This window comes from Candidatus Magnetaquiglobus sp., from assembly GCF_058402785.1.
The window spans coordinates 1-16,162 of sequence record NZ_JBZVFG010000066.1 but is presented as its reverse complement, the minus strand read 5'-3'; the positions used below and the strand labels follow the sequence as shown (position 1 = coordinate 16,162).

15 protein-coding genes are annotated in these 16,162 nt (G+C 62.0%); 4 read left to right on the top strand and 11 right to left on the bottom strand.

Annotation, left to right across the window (positions count from 1 at the left end):
* Positions 1-852 precede the first annotated feature (852 nt).
* Entirely contained in the window at positions 853-1,557 is a 705-nt protein-coding gene (locus ACV4UY_RS15430) for a MotE family protein (protein WP_491608461.1), read from the bottom strand.
* On the bottom strand, positions 1,554-2,024 hold the full coding sequence (gene fliJ, locus ACV4UY_RS15425) for a flagellar export protein FliJ (protein WP_491608460.1): 471 nt from the start codon (positions 2,022-2,024) through the stop codon (positions 1,554-1,556). The genes ACV4UY_RS15430 and fliJ overlap by 4 nt, the downstream gene beginning before the upstream one ends.
* Positions 2,025-2,201: 177 nt before the next feature.
* Here fliJ and ACV4UY_RS15420 point away from each other — a divergent pair, with 177 nt between their 5' ends.
* A complete protein-coding gene (locus ACV4UY_RS15420; RefSeq protein ID WP_491608459.1) occupies positions 2,202-3,608 on the top strand; it encodes a M48 family metallopeptidase in 1,407 nt (468 codons plus the stop codon).
* Between the two features lie 548 nt (positions 3,609-4,156).
* Here the strand turns inward: ACV4UY_RS15420 and panD are convergent.
* From panD to ACV4UY_RS15395, 5 genes are all read right to left on the bottom strand, one after another.
* On the bottom strand, positions 4,157-4,534 hold the full coding sequence (gene panD, locus ACV4UY_RS15415) for an aspartate 1-decarboxylase (RefSeq protein ID WP_491608458.1): 378 nt from the start codon (positions 4,532-4,534) through the stop codon (positions 4,157-4,159).
* Between the two features lie 32 nt (positions 4,535-4,566).
* Positions 4,567-5,430 carry a pantoate--beta-alanine ligase gene (gene panC, locus ACV4UY_RS15410; RefSeq protein WP_491608457.1) on the bottom strand — a complete coding sequence of 288 codons (864 nt, stop codon included), beginning with the start codon at positions 5,428-5,430 and terminating at the stop codon, positions 4,567-4,569.
* Between the two features lie 11 nt (positions 5,431-5,441).
* The gene (gene panB / locus ACV4UY_RS15405; RefSeq protein WP_420906513.1) at positions 5,442-6,245 is read right to left on the bottom strand and encodes a 3-methyl-2-oxobutanoate hydroxymethyltransferase; all 804 of its coding nucleotides are present in this window, start codon (positions 6,243-6,245) and stop codon (positions 5,442-5,444) included.
* Positions 6,246-6,450: 205 nt separating this feature from the next.
* On the bottom strand, positions 6,451-7,035 hold the full coding sequence (folK, locus tag ACV4UY_RS15400; protein WP_491608456.1) for a 2-amino-4-hydroxy-6-hydroxymethyldihydropteridine diphosphokinase: 585 nt from the start codon (positions 7,033-7,035) through the stop codon (positions 6,451-6,453).
* Between the two features lie 37 nt (positions 7,036-7,072).
* Positions 7,073-7,975, bottom strand: a complete 903-nt coding sequence (locus ACV4UY_RS15395; protein ID WP_491608455.1) for a D-alanyl-D-alanine carboxypeptidase family protein — start codon at positions 7,973-7,975, stop codon at positions 7,073-7,075.
* A gap of 327 nt (positions 7,976-8,302) precedes the next feature.
* On the opposite strand from ACV4UY_RS15395, the gene ACV4UY_RS15390 reads away from it, so the two are divergent.
* The 3 genes from ACV4UY_RS15390 to dapD all read left to right on the top strand — a co-directional run bounded on the left by ACV4UY_RS15390 (position 8,303) and on the right by dapD (position 11,781).
* A complete protein-coding gene (locus ACV4UY_RS15390) occupies positions 8,303-9,385 on the top strand; it encodes a M14 family murein peptide amidase A (protein WP_491608454.1) in 1,083 nt (360 codons plus the stop codon).
* Positions 9,382-10,617 carry a succinyldiaminopimelate transaminase gene (dapC, locus tag ACV4UY_RS15385; RefSeq protein WP_491608453.1) on the top strand — a complete coding sequence of 412 codons (1,236 nt, stop codon included), beginning with the start codon at positions 9,382-9,384 and terminating at the stop codon, positions 10,615-10,617. The genes ACV4UY_RS15390 and dapC overlap by 4 nt, the downstream gene beginning before the upstream one ends.
* A gap of 300 nt (positions 10,618-10,917) precedes the next feature.
* Positions 10,918-11,781, top strand: coding sequence for a 2,3,4,5-tetrahydropyridine-2,6-dicarboxylate N-succinyltransferase (dapD, locus tag ACV4UY_RS15380; RefSeq protein ID WP_491608452.1), 864 nt, complete (start codon positions 10,918-10,920; stop codon positions 11,779-11,781).
* A gap of 248 nt (positions 11,782-12,029) precedes the next feature.
* Here the strand turns inward: dapD and ACV4UY_RS15375 are convergent, their stop codons facing one another.
* The 4 genes from ACV4UY_RS15375 to ACV4UY_RS15360 all read right to left on the bottom strand — a co-directional run bounded on the left by ACV4UY_RS15375 (position 12,030) and on the right by ACV4UY_RS15360 (position 15,898).
* Positions 12,030-13,313 (bottom strand): TRAP transporter large permease, encoded by a 1,284-nt coding sequence (locus tag ACV4UY_RS15375; RefSeq protein ID WP_491608451.1) that lies wholly within the window; start codon positions 13,311-13,313, stop codon positions 12,030-12,032.
* Entirely contained in the window at positions 13,310-13,861 is a 552-nt protein-coding gene (locus tag ACV4UY_RS15370) for a TRAP transporter small permease (RefSeq protein WP_491608450.1), read from the bottom strand. Before ACV4UY_RS15370 ends, ACV4UY_RS15375 begins: the two co-directional genes overlap by 4 nt.
* Before the next feature lie 16 nt (positions 13,862-13,877).
* Positions 13,878-14,891, bottom strand: a complete 1,014-nt coding sequence (locus ACV4UY_RS15365; protein WP_491608449.1) for a TRAP transporter substrate-binding protein — start codon at positions 14,889-14,891, stop codon at positions 13,878-13,880.
* A gap of 92 nt (positions 14,892-14,983) precedes the next feature.
* Positions 14,984-15,898, bottom strand: coding sequence for an ATP-binding cassette domain-containing protein (locus tag ACV4UY_RS15360; RefSeq protein ID WP_491608462.1), 915 nt, complete (start codon positions 15,896-15,898; stop codon positions 14,984-14,986).
* Positions 15,899-16,162 lie beyond the last annotated feature (264 nt).

Genomic DNA, 16,162 nt, shown 5'->3' with positions numbered 1-16,162 from the left:
GGGCGTTCGTCGAACGCATCAGGTTGCGCTGGGCGTTGATGGCGAAAAGATTGGTAGAGATAGAAAGAGACATGTAATAATCCTCCCTGAACCGATCCCAACAAGGGATCGCCTGATATCGTCACCCATCCCTGGTGTAGTGTTGAACCGTTCATTCGCGAGCAGGCCGGTCCGAGCCTGGCATCTCAATCCACCGCGACGGCTTCACCCATGAAGCGCCAACGGAGCAAGAAGCACGTTCTCTCCCCATCGCATCCATCCGGTCGCAACCGAATGGGGGCAAGATTTCTCCACACCGCATCCCTCCGGTCCAGCCGGTGGCAGGATCATCCCGCACCACGCAAAGCGCGGCGGACGAATCCGGAGATCAGGATGGGGTGTCAGTCAGAACACGAGGTCTGGATGTATGATCCGGCCAGACGGCGGCCCAGGGAATGCGTGATGCAAGGCAGAGGTGAGACATGATGCGTGGCCTCCTGACCCGGTACCATTCCTGGTCGCCGTATCGTGATCGTCCCTGACTGGAGATGGGTTGTTCATTTCAAGGGCCAACCCCGCCCTCTTGGCGACCTTGTTTCCGAGTCGCCGACCGGTTCATCCTGAACCCGTTGCCTTACTGCATTGATCGGTTGTTCGCCTTGGGGAGTTTAATCTTTTTGCTTGATTTTTCTCTCCCCCGCCGTTCCATCGGCCCGGCGCGTCACCGCTTGAAAAGATGTATCGGCGGCCCGCGTGGAAGGGTTTAGTCCCTTTTTCGCGGGCCGGATCGAACTTGAAAAGGCGGAGGATGGGACGGTCATGAACGGTTGCCGCGGCACGCCCCCCGGGGCTCCACGAGCCGGGTTCACGCCGTCAGAAGGCCTGCTGGATCGGGGCGCCCTGGGGCGGCGGGAGCTTGGCGTTTTTGACGCTCTTGTCGGGCATGGCCGGAGGCATGGGGACGGACTCCTGGGCCTGGGGCGCGTTGCCTCCCATGCCGGCGGGTTGGGGTTGCGGGGCCTCGTCCTGCTCCACGCCGCGCCGGGCGGAGATCGGCACGCCGATCGCCTCGGAGAGCTGTACCGCGTCGGCGATGTCCATGCGGTTCAAGATCTTGGCCGCCACCTTCTCGGGGACCGCCTTGAGCGCCTTGACCGCGGTGTCGCGATCCATGGCCATCAGGCTCGAAGCGGCCTGCTTGGGTTTCATGCCGGAGTAGATCTTGGCGAGCCGCTTGATGTTGGCATCATCGGCCTCCTTTTCGCGATCCAGATCGGCGCGGATGGTATCGCGCAACTGCTCCAGGGCGGTGATGCGCTTCTGCATCTTCTCCTCGAGCCGCTTGAGATCGGCCTCGCGCAACTCCAGCATCTTCTCGCGCTCGTCCATGGCCAGACGCCGTTTCTCCAGCGACTCCAACAACGCGATCGGATCGCGAACCAGGCCGGAATCCGCCGCCTTGCTGCTCTTGGACTTCTCCTCGTGGTCCGCAACCCAGGCCGGAACCGCGCCGGCGATCAATACGACGAACAACGCCGCGATACTCACGATCCAACGGGTACGCCTGGTCATGTTCACGCCAAATTCCTCCTCGTTTGATACTGTCCCGCCGGATCACGCCCGACCCGGTTGATTGCCACCAAATCCATCTCCTTGAACTCCTGACGCTTCGCCTCGTGCTGCAAACGGGCGCCCTCCTTTTCGGCCAGTTTCTCCGACTGTTGCAAGCGCATGCGCGCTTCGTGCCAGGCCGCGCGGGCCTGTTCGGAGTCGTGTCGGGCCCGTTGCAACATATGCTCCAATCTCTGCCGCCGCCACGCCTGACCGGCCAGAAACGACTGCATCAACCCTGCGTCGGTGCGCTCGGCATCGGGATCGGCCAGCGCTTCGATGGCGGCGCGCCGCTCCTCGGCGGTCTGCCGGTCCAGCTCGGCGATGTGACGCGTCAACTCCTCGATGCTCACCAGGGTGCGCGCAAAGGCCTGGCCCGCCGCCTCTTCCTGGAGACCGCGCAGCTCCTCCAAACGCGAAAAGCGATTGCCCACCTTATTTGGACTCTCCTTGTCGAAGAATGTACCAGGCAACGGGCAAAGCCCGGCAAAAAAATCATGACAGCGCGTGATTGGGACTCGCCATTCGGGTCCGGTTATCGCAGACTGATGGCGTGGGTCAGTTATCACAACTCATCATACACCCTATCCGCAAGGGTATCTGCAACTATCATGCCCACCATAAAACTCTTGACACGCGCCTTGTTTCCGCTCCTCTCCCTTGTTGCGCTCCTCATCCTGGCCACTCCCGCCACCGCGCGGGAGAAGGATCTGATCGTCCTGGCCGTCGGGCCGGAGACCACCGAAATCCTGCGCCGTCTGGGCGAACCCCTGGCGCGTGCCGCGGATCTCCCTCCGGAGGAGGTCCGGTTTCATGTGGTGCTCAACCCGGCCCTCAACGCCTTTGCCCTGCCCAACCGCAACATCGTTTTCAACAGTGGTCTGCTGCTGGCGGTTCGGGATCGTGACGAGCTGGCCGGGGTGATGGCGCACGAGATCGGCCATTTGAAGGCCGGCCATCACTTGCAGCTTGAGGCTCTGACCAAGCGGCTGTCGATCCAGACCATGATTTCGGCTGCCGCGGGCATGATCGCCGCCATGGCCTCGCGCAACGGACAGGTTGGTCAAGCGGTGATCACCGGCGGGGCTGGTTCCGCGCAACTCGACATGCTCGAGGCGATCCGCAACAAGGAGTCCCAATCCGATCGGATCGCCGTCATGCTGCTGGCCAAGGCAGGGTTCAACCCCGAGGGATTGGCCAGTTTCATGAACCGACTGGTGCAGCAACAGCGCATCTCCACCCTGCCGCCTCCTTATCTCCTGACTCATCCGATCTCCACCGAACGTCTGCTCGATTCCAAGCGCATGGCTGCCGAGGAGCCGCGCCCCACGCCGCGCAGGGAGGATCAGGCGGACAATCTTTTGTTGGCACGGGCCAGGGCGGTACTCGAGGCCGAATCCAGCGAGTTCCCGGAGGAGAGCATCGTCCGGTTTCAATCCCGGTTGCGGCTCGAACCGGACGATCTGGCTTTGGAGCAGGGGTTGGCCGAGGCGTTGCGTGCCGCCGGACGGCTACCTGAAGCCGAGGCGCTCTGGAACAAGCTGATCAAGAGTCATCCTGGGGATCCCCATCTGTTGCGCCATCGCGGGGTGACGCGCACCGAGTTGGGTCATTTCGCGGAAGCGGCCCAGGATCTCGAGGAAGCGAGCATGCAACTGCCCGATCAGCCGGATCTCCGTTTTCGCCAGGCATTTGCCTTGAAGGAGTTGAAAAAACCGCAAGAGGCGATTCGCATCCTGCGCAAGCTCGCCTCGAAGGAGCCGGACGAGCCGCGGTACTGGTATTTGCTGGGGCTGGTCGAGAGTGATGCCGGGCATGCTGGTGAGGGTCATTTGGCCATGGGGCGGTATCATGCTTTGATTCTGGAGCGCAACAACGCCCTGTGGCATTTTCAGGAGGCGATCCGTTTGTTGCCGAACGGATCCACCGGGCAATCGATCGCGCGGGAGGAGTTGAAGCAGGCGCGCAAGATCGAGGTCAAGCGGGAGCCGGAGGAGGGGGAGCGCAAGCGGCGCTGAGGAGGGAGCCCCTGCCATGAGGGGGAGCGCAAGCGGCGCTGAGGAGGGAGCCCCTGCCATCTCGAATTTGATTTTACTGTTGAAAAAAAAGAGAGAGTCTGGGAGATTCTTCTCCCAGGGTTCTATCCTTTGTCTTTAAATCCTTTGCCTTTAGCGCGCTCTACAAAAAAAGCGATTTTTCGCGCCTTTTGCGAAGAATCGCTGCGCGCAGCCTTGATTCCTGGTGACGTTTTGCTCCTTTGCAAAACGTCACCAGGAATCATCGCCAGAACGGGCAGCCGAAGGCGGCTTGTGTGCCGACATGCCATTCGTCCCCTCCTTACGCCCTGACGGGCAACGGAGGGGGCACATGAGACGGCGCGCGCTTGCGCCTTTTTTCGCAAAAGACGCGAAAAAAGGCTTATCGTGAAAAGCGCGCGAAAGGAAAAAGTCATAAAGAACAAAAATCCAAACCTCAGGGCTTCGCCCCGAACCCCACCAGGGGCCATTGGCCCCTGGACCCCGCCAGTTCCTCCGCAGTTCCCCCGCCAATTCCTCCGCAACCTCCCCTACCCCTGCACTGGAATCTCCCGACTCACCCGCACCACCCGGTTCCCTTCACCCACATACACCAACGTCGGCGCAAACCGCTCGGCCTCTTCCGGAGTCATGGCGACAAACGCGGCAATGATCAGAATATCCCCGTTGCTGGCCTTGTGGGCCGCCGAACCATTCACCGAAATCGTCCCACTGCCGCGCGCGGCGCGAATCGCATAGGTGGTCAACCGCTCACCGTTGGTCACGTTCCATAAATGAATCTGCTCGAACTCCCGCAATCCGGCGCTCTCCATCAGATCCTCGTCAATGGCACACGAACCCTCGTAATCCACCTGCGTCTCCGTGACCGTGGCCCGGTGCAGCTTGCATTTGAGAAGCGTGATCTCCATCCCCCTACCCTCGCCTGATTCCGAATGGTCCCCTACGCGCCATCCTCGCGTGACAACACCATGTTGTCGATCAAGCGGGCACTGCCCAACCGCACCGCCAGCAACATCACCGGATCTTCGTCATCCGTGACCGTCGCGACTTTCAGCAAGGTTCGTGCCGCTCGTACCGCCACATACTCCACACGCTCGATGCCCGCCGCATGCAGTACCTCCCTGGCGACCCCCTCCAACAACTCCGGACTCCCCTCCCCCGCGCGACGCAAATCCCGCGCGGTCAACAAAGCCCGATACAACGCCCCGGCACGCAAACGCTCCTCCGGGTTCAAATAACGGTTGCGACTCGACATGGCCAAACCATCCGCCTCGCGCACCGTCGGCACGCCGACCACCCGCAAGGGCATGGCCAGATCGGTCACCAACCGCCCGATCAACAAAAACTGCTGATAATCCTTCAGACCAAAAAATGCCACATCCGGTTGCACCCGGTTCAACAGAATCGTCACCACCAGGGCCACGCCATCGAAATGACCGGGCCGCACCGCGCCGCACAGCCCGGCAGAGATCTCCGGAAGCTGAATGCGCGTCTGGAACCCCTCGGGATAGATCTCCCTCACCTCCGGCAGATACAACGCATCGCAACCGGCAGCGGTCAACATGGCCTGATCGGCCTCCAGGGTGCGCGGATAGCGGGAGAAATCCTCGTTGGGTCCGAATTGGGTGGGATTGACGAAGATCGAAGCCACCACATGGGCACACTGCTGACGCGCGGCGTGGATCAGGGCGATGTGACCGGCATGCAACGCCCCCATGGTCGGCACGAAGCCGATTCCGCCCCCCGAGGCGCGACGTGCGCGACTCCAACGGGTCAGGGCCTGGGCATCGGTGAGAAGCTCCATGGATTCCTCAGTTACGGATCAAAGCCGTGCTCGGGGCCCGGAAAGGCTCCGGTACGCACCTCGTCGGCAAAACGATTGACCGCCGAAACGATCGCCTGGCCGCCCTCCAGATAGTGCTTGACAAACCGGGGGCGCACGCCGTCAAACATCCCGAGCAGATCGTAACCCACCAAGACCTGACCATCGCAAGCCGGACCCGCGCCAATGCCAATGGTGGGAATGGTCAACCGTTCGGTGATCGCGGTGGCCAACGGGGTGGGCATCCCTTCGAGGATCACGGCAAAGGCGCCGGCCTCCTGCACGGCCAGGGCATCCTCAAGCACCCCAGCCGCCGCATCGCCCCGTCCCTGCACCTTGAATCCACCAAAGGCATGCACCGATTGCGGAGTGAGCCCCACATGGGCCATGACCGGGATGTGGTGGTCGGCCAGATAACGGATGGTCTCGACCATGCGCCGTCCACCCTCGAGCTTCACCGCCTGACAGCCGCTCTCCTTGAGGATGCGTACCGCGGCATCCATGACCCGATCCCCGGCACCATGACAAACCCCGAAAGGCATGTCGCACACCACCAGGGCGCGACTCGAACCGCGCACCACCGCCGTGGCATGGTGGATCATCTGATCCAGGGTGACGGGCAGGGTGGTGTCATGGCCGAGAATCACCATGCCCAAGGAGTCGCCCACCAGCAGGATATCCACGCCGGCACTCTCGAACAAACGGGCGAAGGTGTAGTCGTAGGCGGTCACGCAGACGATCCGGCGACCCGATCGTTTCATGCGATCGAGTTCCGGCACGGTGACGCGGGCGCTCATGACCGTTTCCCGTCTCGTGGAAACGGCGCGCGCGAAAGGCTCGCCAGGATGGTCGTTTGGGGGAGATCGGTTTGTTTCATGAATGTCCGTCCCGGTCCCCGCGAGGGTGATCCAGGCGTCCCAATATGAGTTCGGGTTGACGGGATTGCCCGCGAACGGGGCCTGCCCGATGTTCATGCATCCTCATAAAGATCCGGATTTCGGGTCACGGCTCCCTGATCAATCGCTCGGAGTCCACGCCCATCCGTCCCAGTCGGATGATCCGGGCGGTATCATCGACCTCATCGAGCAGTCTGTCAATGGTTTTGCCGCATGTCGGGTGGATCCACCCCGGCGCGAGATCCGCCAGGGGACGCAGCACGAAACGGCGTGCATGCAGCCGCGGATGGGGCAGAATCAACGACCTGGAGCGAATCACCCGTCCGCCGAAGAACAGAAGATCCAGGTCCAAAGGGCGCGGACCCCAATGGATTTCATGGCTGCGATCCCGTCCCGCCTCTCGTTCGAGGCGCTGCAACAGGCGCAACAGAGCACGCGGACCGCTCGTCCGGCAGGCCAGCGCGGCCACGCCATTCCAGAACCACGGCTGATGCCGGATCGGTCCGACCGGCTCGGTGCGGTAGAGCGGGGAGAACGCCAGGAGAGTCAGGCCGGCGTGCCGATCCAACCGGACCAGGGCGCGACGCATCCGCGACAGGGTATCCGGACGGTTCCCGCCCAGACCGATCCAGGCCAGACGCGTGGCGGGAACGGTGGAAAAGGGGTTGGCCTCCGGGTCGTGGGCAGTCATGCGGACGATCGGGGTGCGTGGATGACCGGGTGGGGATCTAGATCCGTCCGACGTTGTCGGCCTGGAAATTGACCTTGATGTGCCAGGGTTCGAAACGGACGCCGAGCAGGTTGTCGCGGGGATAGCGCAGCCGCAGATAGCCGAGGTCGCGCAGCCGCTTGAAAACCGGCGTGGTGACGAACCGTTCGGTGAAGTTGAAGGCGCCGTAACCGGCCTGCCCCACATCGAAATCGCTCACGCCGTGGTAGGAGTAACCCGGCGGCGCCAGGGAACGGGAGGCACGGGAGAGATTGCCATCGCTCTCCGACACCTTGGTGAGGAAGAGCTGGAACTGCTTGATCACGCTGCGCACGCCGGAGGTGAGCACCACCTGATCGCCCAACTCCTTGCGCAGGTGCTGATAGATCGCCTCGGGCTGGCCGCGGAAAAGGTAATTGCCGGTTCCGGAGAGTTTAACAACCTCGTTCATCGGCACGCGATCGGTCAGATTGCGCAGCGGCTTGTCGCCGTAAAAGCCGTAATCCGAGGCGCTGGCGTAGAAAAGCTGTTCGAGGAAGTTGAGTTCCTCGACCGTGAAGGGTTCGATTTCGGTCTGGGTACGGGCCAGATAGACCGACTGATCGAAATCGATCACGTAGAAGTTTCCGAAGCCGATCAGTTTCTGGATGCGGTTGAAACGCCGAAGCGCGGAGTTGAGCAGGTCGAGCTGCTCTTCCTTGAGGTAGACGTCATCCGGGTGGTCTTCGTTGAAGTAACGAACCTTGTGGAGATAGCTGTCCAGGTCGTCGTCCCGGGAGTCCTGGGAGACGCGGTTTTTTTTGGGCAAGGCGGTGGCACGGCGTTCGGCGGACGCGGCCAGGGCTTCGGATCCGAACGGATTCGAGGCCATCACACCTGCGGCACCCGCGGTGATTATTTTCAGAAAACCCCGTCTGTTCATGGTTTTCTTCGTCCGATGTCCTGTCTAGTTGGAACCAGGGGGTTCCAGCCGATCATTACCCGATCAGGATGGTATCGATCAGATCATAGCACGCATCCCGGCACGAATGCCATGGGTGAATGCAACCGACCTGCGACCCAGCCGTTGCATTCGTGGCAAGCAATTCTTTTGCCAGTTTATATACGTTCACCTCGAAATCGGAATAAACTCGCATTCTCACCGCTTCTTGCGCGTATTTCGCTTTGACGCGCCCTGGCCATTGGGGTACAAAGGACAGTTGCACTGGCCCAGGGCCGTCCCCGATTCCTCCAACGCCGCCACCGTTTCATGCCCGCAACGCCACCGCACCGCCAGCCCATCGACGCACGACCCGCGCGACCCGCGATCGGGATCGGCTGGCCCGTGGTCGCGATCCGTCGCATCCGGTGCATTCTGACGCTGGGGGTGGTATTGCTGCTGGGTCTGTCGCCATGGACCGCCTGGAGCGCGGATCCGTCGAATCTCTCTGCCCACGAGGCCCTGGAGGCGATCACCCAGGATGCGGTCAAGGGAAATCATATACCTGGGGTCAGCAAAAAAACAGAGAAATCGCCGCCTCAGCCCTCCATGCCCGAGATGTGCGCCAGAATTGGCGCCAAGCTGCGTAGCGTCGATCCCTCGACCTGCCAGAAATTCAACCTGCAACGCACGGGGGCCGCCTCGGTCAACGGTCTGCCCATTCTCCTCAAGGAGTACCCACCCCACCCCGGTCGTCCACCCCAGGCGCGCATCCTGCTGTTGGGCGGCATCCACGGGGATGAGTACTCCTCGATCAGCATCGTCTTCAAGTGGCTGGAAATCCTCGAGGCGCACCACTCCGGGCTCTTCCACTGGCGGGTCGCCCCCCTGGTGAATCCGGATGGTCTTTTGCGCGACCGATCCCAGCGCACCAATATCCGCGGCGTGGATCTGAACCGCAACTTTCCCACCACCGACTGGCATCGGGAGAGTCGTGAATACTGGGTCAACAGAACCCACAGCGATCCGCGTCGTTTTCCCGGTCCCGCCCCTTTGAGCGAACCCGAATCCCGTTGGGTCGCCGAGGAGATCGAGCGGTTCCGACCCAACGTCGTCATCTCGGTGCATGCCCCATTCGGTCTGCTCGACTTTGACGGTCCTCCCACCACGCCACCCGAGCGCCTTGGCGCCCTTTACCTGACCCTGCTCGGCACCTATCCCGGTTCCCTGGGTCGTTACGCCGGCATTCAAAAAAAACTGCCGATCATCACCATCGAACTCCCCTTGTCGGGCGCGCTGCCCAACACCACGGAAATCGCCACCATGTGGTCTGACATGGTACGCTGGATTCGTGGCAACGTGCGCGATCGGGGGCCCAAACGCACCTACCTGACGGAACGTCCACTGCCATGAATCCACGCCTGAACCATCTGGAGCCCTATCCGTTCGAAAAGTTGGCCGCTCTGTTGGCCAACACCACCCCGGAGACCAGCCTCATGCCGATCAATCTGTCGATCGGCGAGCCGAAACATCCGCCCGCGCCCTTTCTTTTGGATGCGATGCGCGATTCGCTCATCGAGGTCTCCAGGTACCCCTCGACCGCCGGCATGCCGGAGTTGCGTCGCGCCGCCTGCCAGTGGGCCGAAAAGCGCTACGGTCTGGATGCCGGGGCGCTCGATCCGGAACGCAATCTGCTGCCGGTCAACGGCACCCGCGAGGCGCTTTTTTCCATCGTGCAGGCCGTGGTCGATCCGGCACCCAAGAATCGATCCAAGCCGGTGGTGCTGATGCCCAACCCCTTCTATCAGATCTATGAAGGTGCGGCGATCATGGCCAATGCCGAGCCGGTCTACATGAACGCCAGCGAGGTTGAGGGGTTCCTGCCCGATTTCGGCGCCCTACCCCCCTCCCTGCTCGATCGGGTGCAGCTTTTGTATCTCTGCACCCCCTCCAATCCCACCGGCGCCGCCTTCTCGTTGGAGCGTCTCCAGACCTTGATCCAACTCGCGGACCGTCATGATTTCGTCATCGTCTCGGATGAGTGTTACTCGGAGATCTGGTATCAAACCCCGCCTCCCGGCATTCTCGAGGCAGCCTGGCGCGCGGGTCGCCGGGACTTTTCCCGGTGTCTTTCGTTCCAGTCGCTCTCCAAGCGTTCCAATTTGCCTGGCGCGCGCAGTGGTTTCGTGGCCGGGGATGCCTCGATCCTGAAAAAATACCTGCAACTGCGCACCTATACCGGCTGCTCCACCCCGCCGTTCATCCAGCGTGCCTCCATCGCCGCTTGGCTTGACGAGTCCCATGTGGAGGACAATCGGGTGATTTACCGTCAAAAACTGGCCGAGGCGTTGGAGATCCTTTCGCCGGTGTTGCCGGTCAAGGCGCCGGATGCCGGATTTTATCTCTGGCTCAAGGTGCCATCGGGTGGAGAACGGTTTGCCCATCGGCTTTACGAGCGGTACAATGTGACGGTGTTGCCGGGTGCCTATCTGAGTCGTGCCAACGGGCTTGCCACCCATCCGTCCGCTGCCGGGAATCCGGGTGAGGCGTGTGTGCGGGTGGCGATGGTGGCCTCGGTGGAGGAGAATCGCGAGGCGATGCGGCGGATCGCGGCGTGTGCCAGGGAGTTGCAGGCAGGCAATTGACGGATGAAACGGACAGGGGCCCATGGCCCCTGGTGATCGAACAGTCTGCCGGAGGCGGCTTTACCACCGTGAGCCCTGCGCCCTGCGTCGTTGCCAAAAAGCGACAACGACGCAGGGCGAATCCACCGCGCGCTTGCGCCCTGTTTCGCAAAAGGCGCGAGAAAGGGCTTATCGTGAAGAGCGCGCGAAAGACAAAAGACTATAAGTCGCGGGGCTCTGCCCCGCCACCGCCGGGGACGACAAGCGTCCCCGGACCCCCGTGATCCTTTTTTCCCACCCCCACCCAAGGAGTCACCCACCGTGTCGGATCTTCGCCACCTCATCGAAGAGGCCTGGGAAAATCGCGCCAACATCGGCCCGGATTGCGATCCCACCCTGCGCCAGGCCATCCTGCAAGTCATCGACGCCCTGGACGCAGGCCAACTGCGCGTGGCCGAACCGGTCCCGGCTGACGCCCCAATCCCGGACGACGCCACCCACGGCTGGATGGTCAATCAATGGGTCAAAAAAGCCGTGCTGCTGTTTTTCAAGATCCATGACAACGAACCCATGAACGCCGGCGAGGCCCGCTGGTTCGACAAAGTGCCGCTCAAGTTCTCGAAATGGAAGAAAAAACAATTCCGTGAGGCCGGCATCCGCGTCGTCCCTTCGGCCATCGCCCGCAAAGGGAGCTATCTGGCCCCCAAAGTGGTGCTCATGCCCTCCTACGTCAACATCGGCGCCTACGTCGATTCCGGCACCATGGTCGATACCTGGTCCACTGTCGGCTCCTGCGCCCAGATCGGCAAGAACGTCCACCTCTCCGGCGGCGTCGGCATTGGCGGAGTGCTCGAACCGCTGCAAGCCAACCCGGTGATCATCGAGGATGCGTGTTTCATCGGCGCCCGCGCCGAAGTGGCCGAAGGGGTGATCGTCGGTCGCGGCTCGGTGATCTCCATGGGGGTCTATCTCGGCGCCTCGACCCGCATCATCAACCGCGCCACAGGAGAAGTTCACTTAGGTTATGTTCCGCCCTACTCGGTGGTAGTCTCCGGCACCATGCCCGGCAAACCCCTGCCCGACGGCCAGCCGGGACCGAACCTCTACTGCGCGGTGATCGTGAAGACCGTGGACGAGCGCACCCGCTCCAAGACCGGCATCAACGAGCTGTTGCGGGAGTTTTAAACCGCCTTGGAAGGTGTAATTTTTATTGGTGAAAAAAAAAGAAAGTCTGGGAGATCCCTCTCCCAGGGTTTTGCCCTTGGATCCCACCAGGGGGATCATCCCCCTGGATCCTTGATCATGGAACGACGCATCCCGTGATGGGTGCGCTTTAAAGTCAAAAGCACAATCAGAAACAAAACCTCGGAGGCTCTGCCTCCGAACCTCCACCCGGGACCTTCGGTCCCCAGACCCCTGCGACCATTTGCCCCCTACAACATCCCCAACACCCCCGGCAGCCACAGGGAGATGGCCGGCACGTAGGTGACCAGCAGCAGAAAAACCACCATGACCATCATCCACGGCAGACAGGCGACGGTCACCTCGGAGAGCCCCTTGTGGGTGATGCCGCTGGCGATATACAGGTTGAGCCCCACGGGCGGGGTCACCATGCCGATCTCCATGTTGACGGTGAGGATGATGCCGAAGTGGATCGGATGGATGCCCAGCCGCATGGCCACCGGATAGAGCAACGGAGCCATGATGAGGATGATGGACGAGGGTTCCATGAAATCCCCGGCCAGGATCAGAAGCAGGTTGACCGCCAGAAGGAACATGATCGGTCCGAAGCCCTGATCGAGCATCCAGGCGCTCAAGGTCTGGGGGATGTTCTCATAGGTCAAGAGGAACGAGAAGAGAATCGCGTTGGTGATGATGTAGAGCAGCATGGCGCTCATGTTGGCCGATTCGAGCAACACGCGCGGCACGTCGGAGAGTTTCAGATCGCGGTAAACGAACACGGCGACGAAAAACGAATAAACCGCGCTGACGGCGGCGGCCTCGGTGGGGGTGAACAGCCCCGAGTAGATCCCCCCCATGACCACGACGATGAGCGACAGCCCCCATACGCTGTCGCGAAAGGCAGCGCCGCGCTCGGCCCAGGAGGCCTTGGGTTGACGGGGATAATCGTGCCGCCAGGCGCGGAACCAGGTGAGCAGGGCGAGCATGGTCGCCAGCAGGATGCCCGGCACCACCCCGGCCATGAACATCGCCCCCACCGAGGTGCTGGTGGAAACCGAGTACATGACCATGACGATCGAGGGTGGAATGAGGATGCCCAACGCGCCGGAGGTGCTGATGACGCCGGTGCCGAACTCCCAGGGAAAGCCGGCGCGCACCATGGCGGGCATGAGGATCGAGCCGATGGCCACCACGGTGGCCGGCGAGGAGCCGGAAATGGCGGCGAACAGGGCGCAGGCAAGCACGGCGGAAAGGCCGAGGCCGCCGGGAAGGTGCCCCACCATGTCGGTGGCGAAACGGATCATGCGTCGGGCGACGCCGCCGTGGGTGAGGAAGCTGCCCGCCAGCACGAAGAACGGGATGGCCATGATCTCGAACCGCTCGATGCCGGTGAACAGCTTGAGCGCCACGGCTTCGATGGGCACGTTGGTCAGGGCAACCATGTAGAGGAGCACGGTCAGGCCGAGGGCGATGGAGATCGGCATGCCGGTGATCAGCAGCACGGCCAGCAGGCTGAAAATGATGATCGAGGTCATGCCTTGGCCTCCTCGGTCTCGATGCCGGCCACATGGGCATGATCGACATGCGGCAGCCGCCCGGTTTTCTGATAGGCGAAAGCCACCTGCACGAATCGGAAGCACATGAGATAGGAGCCGAGGGGGATGCAGAGGTAGATGATCCACATGGGAAGTTCCATGTCCGGGGAGATCTGATCGGTGCGGCTCATCAGCAGGACGAAATGGGCGCCGAGGGTGCCGATGATCCCGGTGAAGGCGGCGCCGCTCATCAGGCCGAAGATCACCACCTTGTGTTTGAGGCGCTCCTCGAGCCGGTTGACCAGCACGTCCACGCCGACGTGGATGCCGGTGCGCACCCCGTAGGCGGCGCCGAACTTGGCCATCCAGATGAACAGATAGATGCAGAGTTCCTGGGCCCAGCTGGTGCTGAAGCGGGCCATGAAGTCGTGCAGGAACGAAACGCCCAGGGCATAGCGGTGGACCACCGCCACGAAGACGATCAGCGTGGCGGCGGCCATGAGAATGGTGATGATGGCCTCTTCGAGGGAATCGAGAAGTTTCAGCATGTCGCGGTCGATCCGCTCACGGCTTGGACGGATCGAAACCGGTGGCCATGTGGATCGACTGGATCAGCTCCGCGCCGATGCGGTTGGCCATCTCCTGATGGACCTTGACCAGCGCCTTTTTCCAGGCGGCGCGCTGCTCGTTGGTCAGCAGGGCGACCTGGGTCTTGCCAGACTGGCGGACCGCCTCGACGGCGCTGTCGTTCTCTTGTTTGGCGATCTGGTTGGCATAGACCGTGGCATCGGCCAGGGCGCGATCGAGCTGGGTACGCACTTCGGGGGGCAGGCCTTCCCAGAACGCCTTGTTGACGATCACCGCGTAGCCGAGGTAGCCGTGATCGGAGAGGGTCATGTGTTTCTGCACCTCGTGCATTTTCTGGGTGTAGAAGTTGGAAGCGGGATTTTCGGTGCCGTCCACGACGCCGGTCTGGAGCGCCTGATAGACTTCAGAGAAGGCCATGACCTGGGGATTGCCGCCCAGGGCGCGCATCTGGGCGTCGAGCACCTTGGAGGATTGGATGCGCAGCTTGAGACCCTTGAAATCCTCGACATTCTTCAAGGGCTTGTTGGCGCTCATCTGCTTGAAGCCGTTGTCCCAATAGGCGAGACCCAGGATCCCCTTGGGAGAGAGCTTGGCGAGCAGGGCCTGACCGATCGGGCCGTAGGTGATCTTGTGGAGCTGTTCGTAGTTGTCGAACAGGAAGGGTAGATCGAAGACCTCGAACTCCTTGACCCCCAGGGGACCGAATTTGGCCAGGGAGGGGGCGAGCATCTGCACCGTGCCCATCTGCACGGCTTCCAACTCCTCTTTGTCCTTGAAGAGCTGACTGTTGGGGTAGACCTCGACCTTGACCCGATCCTTGGTGTAGCTGGCGGCGAGTTCCGCGAATTTGTCGGCGGCCTTGCCCTTGGGGGTATCCTTGGCCACGACGTGGCTGAATTTGATGGAGATTTGATCTCCGGCCCAAGCCGTTCCGCCCAGGGTGACCCACGTCATGGCCATGATCCCAATACCGATGCGCCAAATTTTCATAGTGATGAGATCCTCGCGTCAGGGGAAGGGAAAGATAAATTTCTACGTGGCAAGCATAAAGGAAAGTAAGCGCGCGTCAAGGAAAGCGCGGCTCAATCCCGCAATTCCCGCCCGGTCAGGCGCAGGAAAACATCCTCCAGACTGGCCGGTCGGGAGAGACAGATCAGCTCGTGGCGACCGCGCAGCCGGGCGCTCACCTCCGCGCCGTCGTCGCTGTGACAGTGCAGCGCATCGCCCACCCGCTCCAGGCGTCCGGGCAGATGGGAGAAGGCGTCCGGATCCAGAGGCGCGCCGATGCCGCGGATCTCCACCACCTCGGGTTCGACGTGGGCGCGGATCAGGGCCGACGGTGAATCCATGGCCAGGATGCGACCCTGATCGATGATCATCAGCCGGTCACAGAGTCGGGCCGCCTCTTCCATGTAATGGGTGGTGAGAAAGAGGGTGGTGCCCTGATTCTTCAGCGCGGAGAGTCGCTGCCAGATCAGATGGCGCGCCTGGGGGTCGAGGCCGGTGGTCGGTTCGTCGAGGATGAGGAGTTCCGGTTCGTTCACCAGCGCACGCGCGATCACCAGACGACGCTTCATCCCCCCGGAGAGGGCACGCACCGCCTGATCGCGTCGTTCGGAGAGCTGGGCGACCTCCAGCAGAGGATCGATCCGCTCGCGGGCGGCACGGTCCGAAAGTCCGAAGTAACGTCCGTAGACCAGAAGATTTTCGGCCACGGTCAGGTCGTCATCGAGGTTGTCCTCCTGAGGAACCACCCCGATGCGGCGATGGGCCTCGCCCCGACTCCGGTCGGCATGGGCCTCGAACAGAAACAGCTCACCCCCTTCCAGGGGGGTCAGGCCGGTGATCAGGCGCAGGGTGGTGGTTTTGCCCGCGCCGTTGGGACCGAGCATGCCGAAACACTCCCCGGCGCGCACCTCGAAGTCGATCTCGGCGACCACGGCGCGGCCTTGATAGCTTTTTCGCAAATTTTTGGCTCGAATCAACGCCCGTGCCATGGTTTGACGTTTCATCCTCGCTTGATTTATGGAAAAATGGCACTGTCACCAGTCCATGGAACGCCCATCCAGGCCGTTTTGCGACTGGGAGGGGGTCGATCCTCCTCCATCCCGCCAGTCTTCAGGTTCGTAACTTGGCATGATGGGGGGAAAACCCCCTCACCCCCCTTTACCATGGCCCTCCCTTCGGGAGTTCCACGGTAACGTGCAGATGGGGGGAGAACCCCCTCACCCCCCTTTACCATGGCCCTCCCTTCGGGAGTT

Bases quoted from the DNA above. Each gene is read 5' to 3' on its own strand.
- ACV4UY_RS15420 (WP_491608459.1), top strand. From the start codon at position 2,202: ATGCCCACCATAAAACTCTTGACACGCGCCTTGTTTCCGCTCCTCTCC.
- panD (WP_491608458.1), bottom strand. From the start codon at position 4,534: ATGGAGATCACGCTTCTCAAATGCAAGCTGCACCGGGCCACGGTCACG.
- panC (WP_491608457.1), bottom strand. From the start codon at position 5,430: ATGGAGCTTCTCACCGATGCCCAGGCCCTGACCCGTTGGAGTCGCGCA.
- panB (WP_420906513.1), bottom strand. From the start codon at position 6,245: ATGAGCGCCCGCGTCACCGTGCCGGAACTCGATCGCATGAAACGATCG.
- folK (WP_491608456.1), bottom strand. From the start codon at position 7,035: ATGACTGCCCACGACCCGGAGGCCAACCCCTTTTCCACCGTTCCCGCC.
- ACV4UY_RS15395 (WP_491608455.1), bottom strand. From the start codon at position 7,975: ATGAACAGACGGGGTTTTCTGAAAATAATCACCGCGGGTGCCGCAGGT.
- ACV4UY_RS15390 (WP_491608454.1), top strand. From the start codon at position 8,303: ATGCCCGCAACGCCACCGCACCGCCAGCCCATCGACGCACGACCCGCG.
- dapC (WP_491608453.1), top strand. From the start codon at position 9,382: ATGAATCCACGCCTGAACCATCTGGAGCCCTATCCGTTCGAAAAGTTG.
- ACV4UY_RS15375 (WP_491608451.1), bottom strand. From the start codon at position 13,313: ATGACCTCGATCATCATTTTCAGCCTGCTGGCCGTGCTGCTGATCACC.
- ACV4UY_RS15370 (WP_491608450.1), bottom strand. From the start codon at position 13,861: ATGCTGAAACTTCTCGATTCCCTCGAAGAGGCCATCATCACCATTCTC.
- ACV4UY_RS15365 (WP_491608449.1), bottom strand. From the start codon at position 14,891: ATGAAAATTTGGCGCATCGGTATTGGGATCATGGCCATGACGTGGGTC.
- ACV4UY_RS15360 (WP_491608462.1), bottom strand. From the start codon at position 15,898: ATGGCACGGGCGTTGATTCGAGCCAAAAATTTGCGAAAAAGCTATCAA.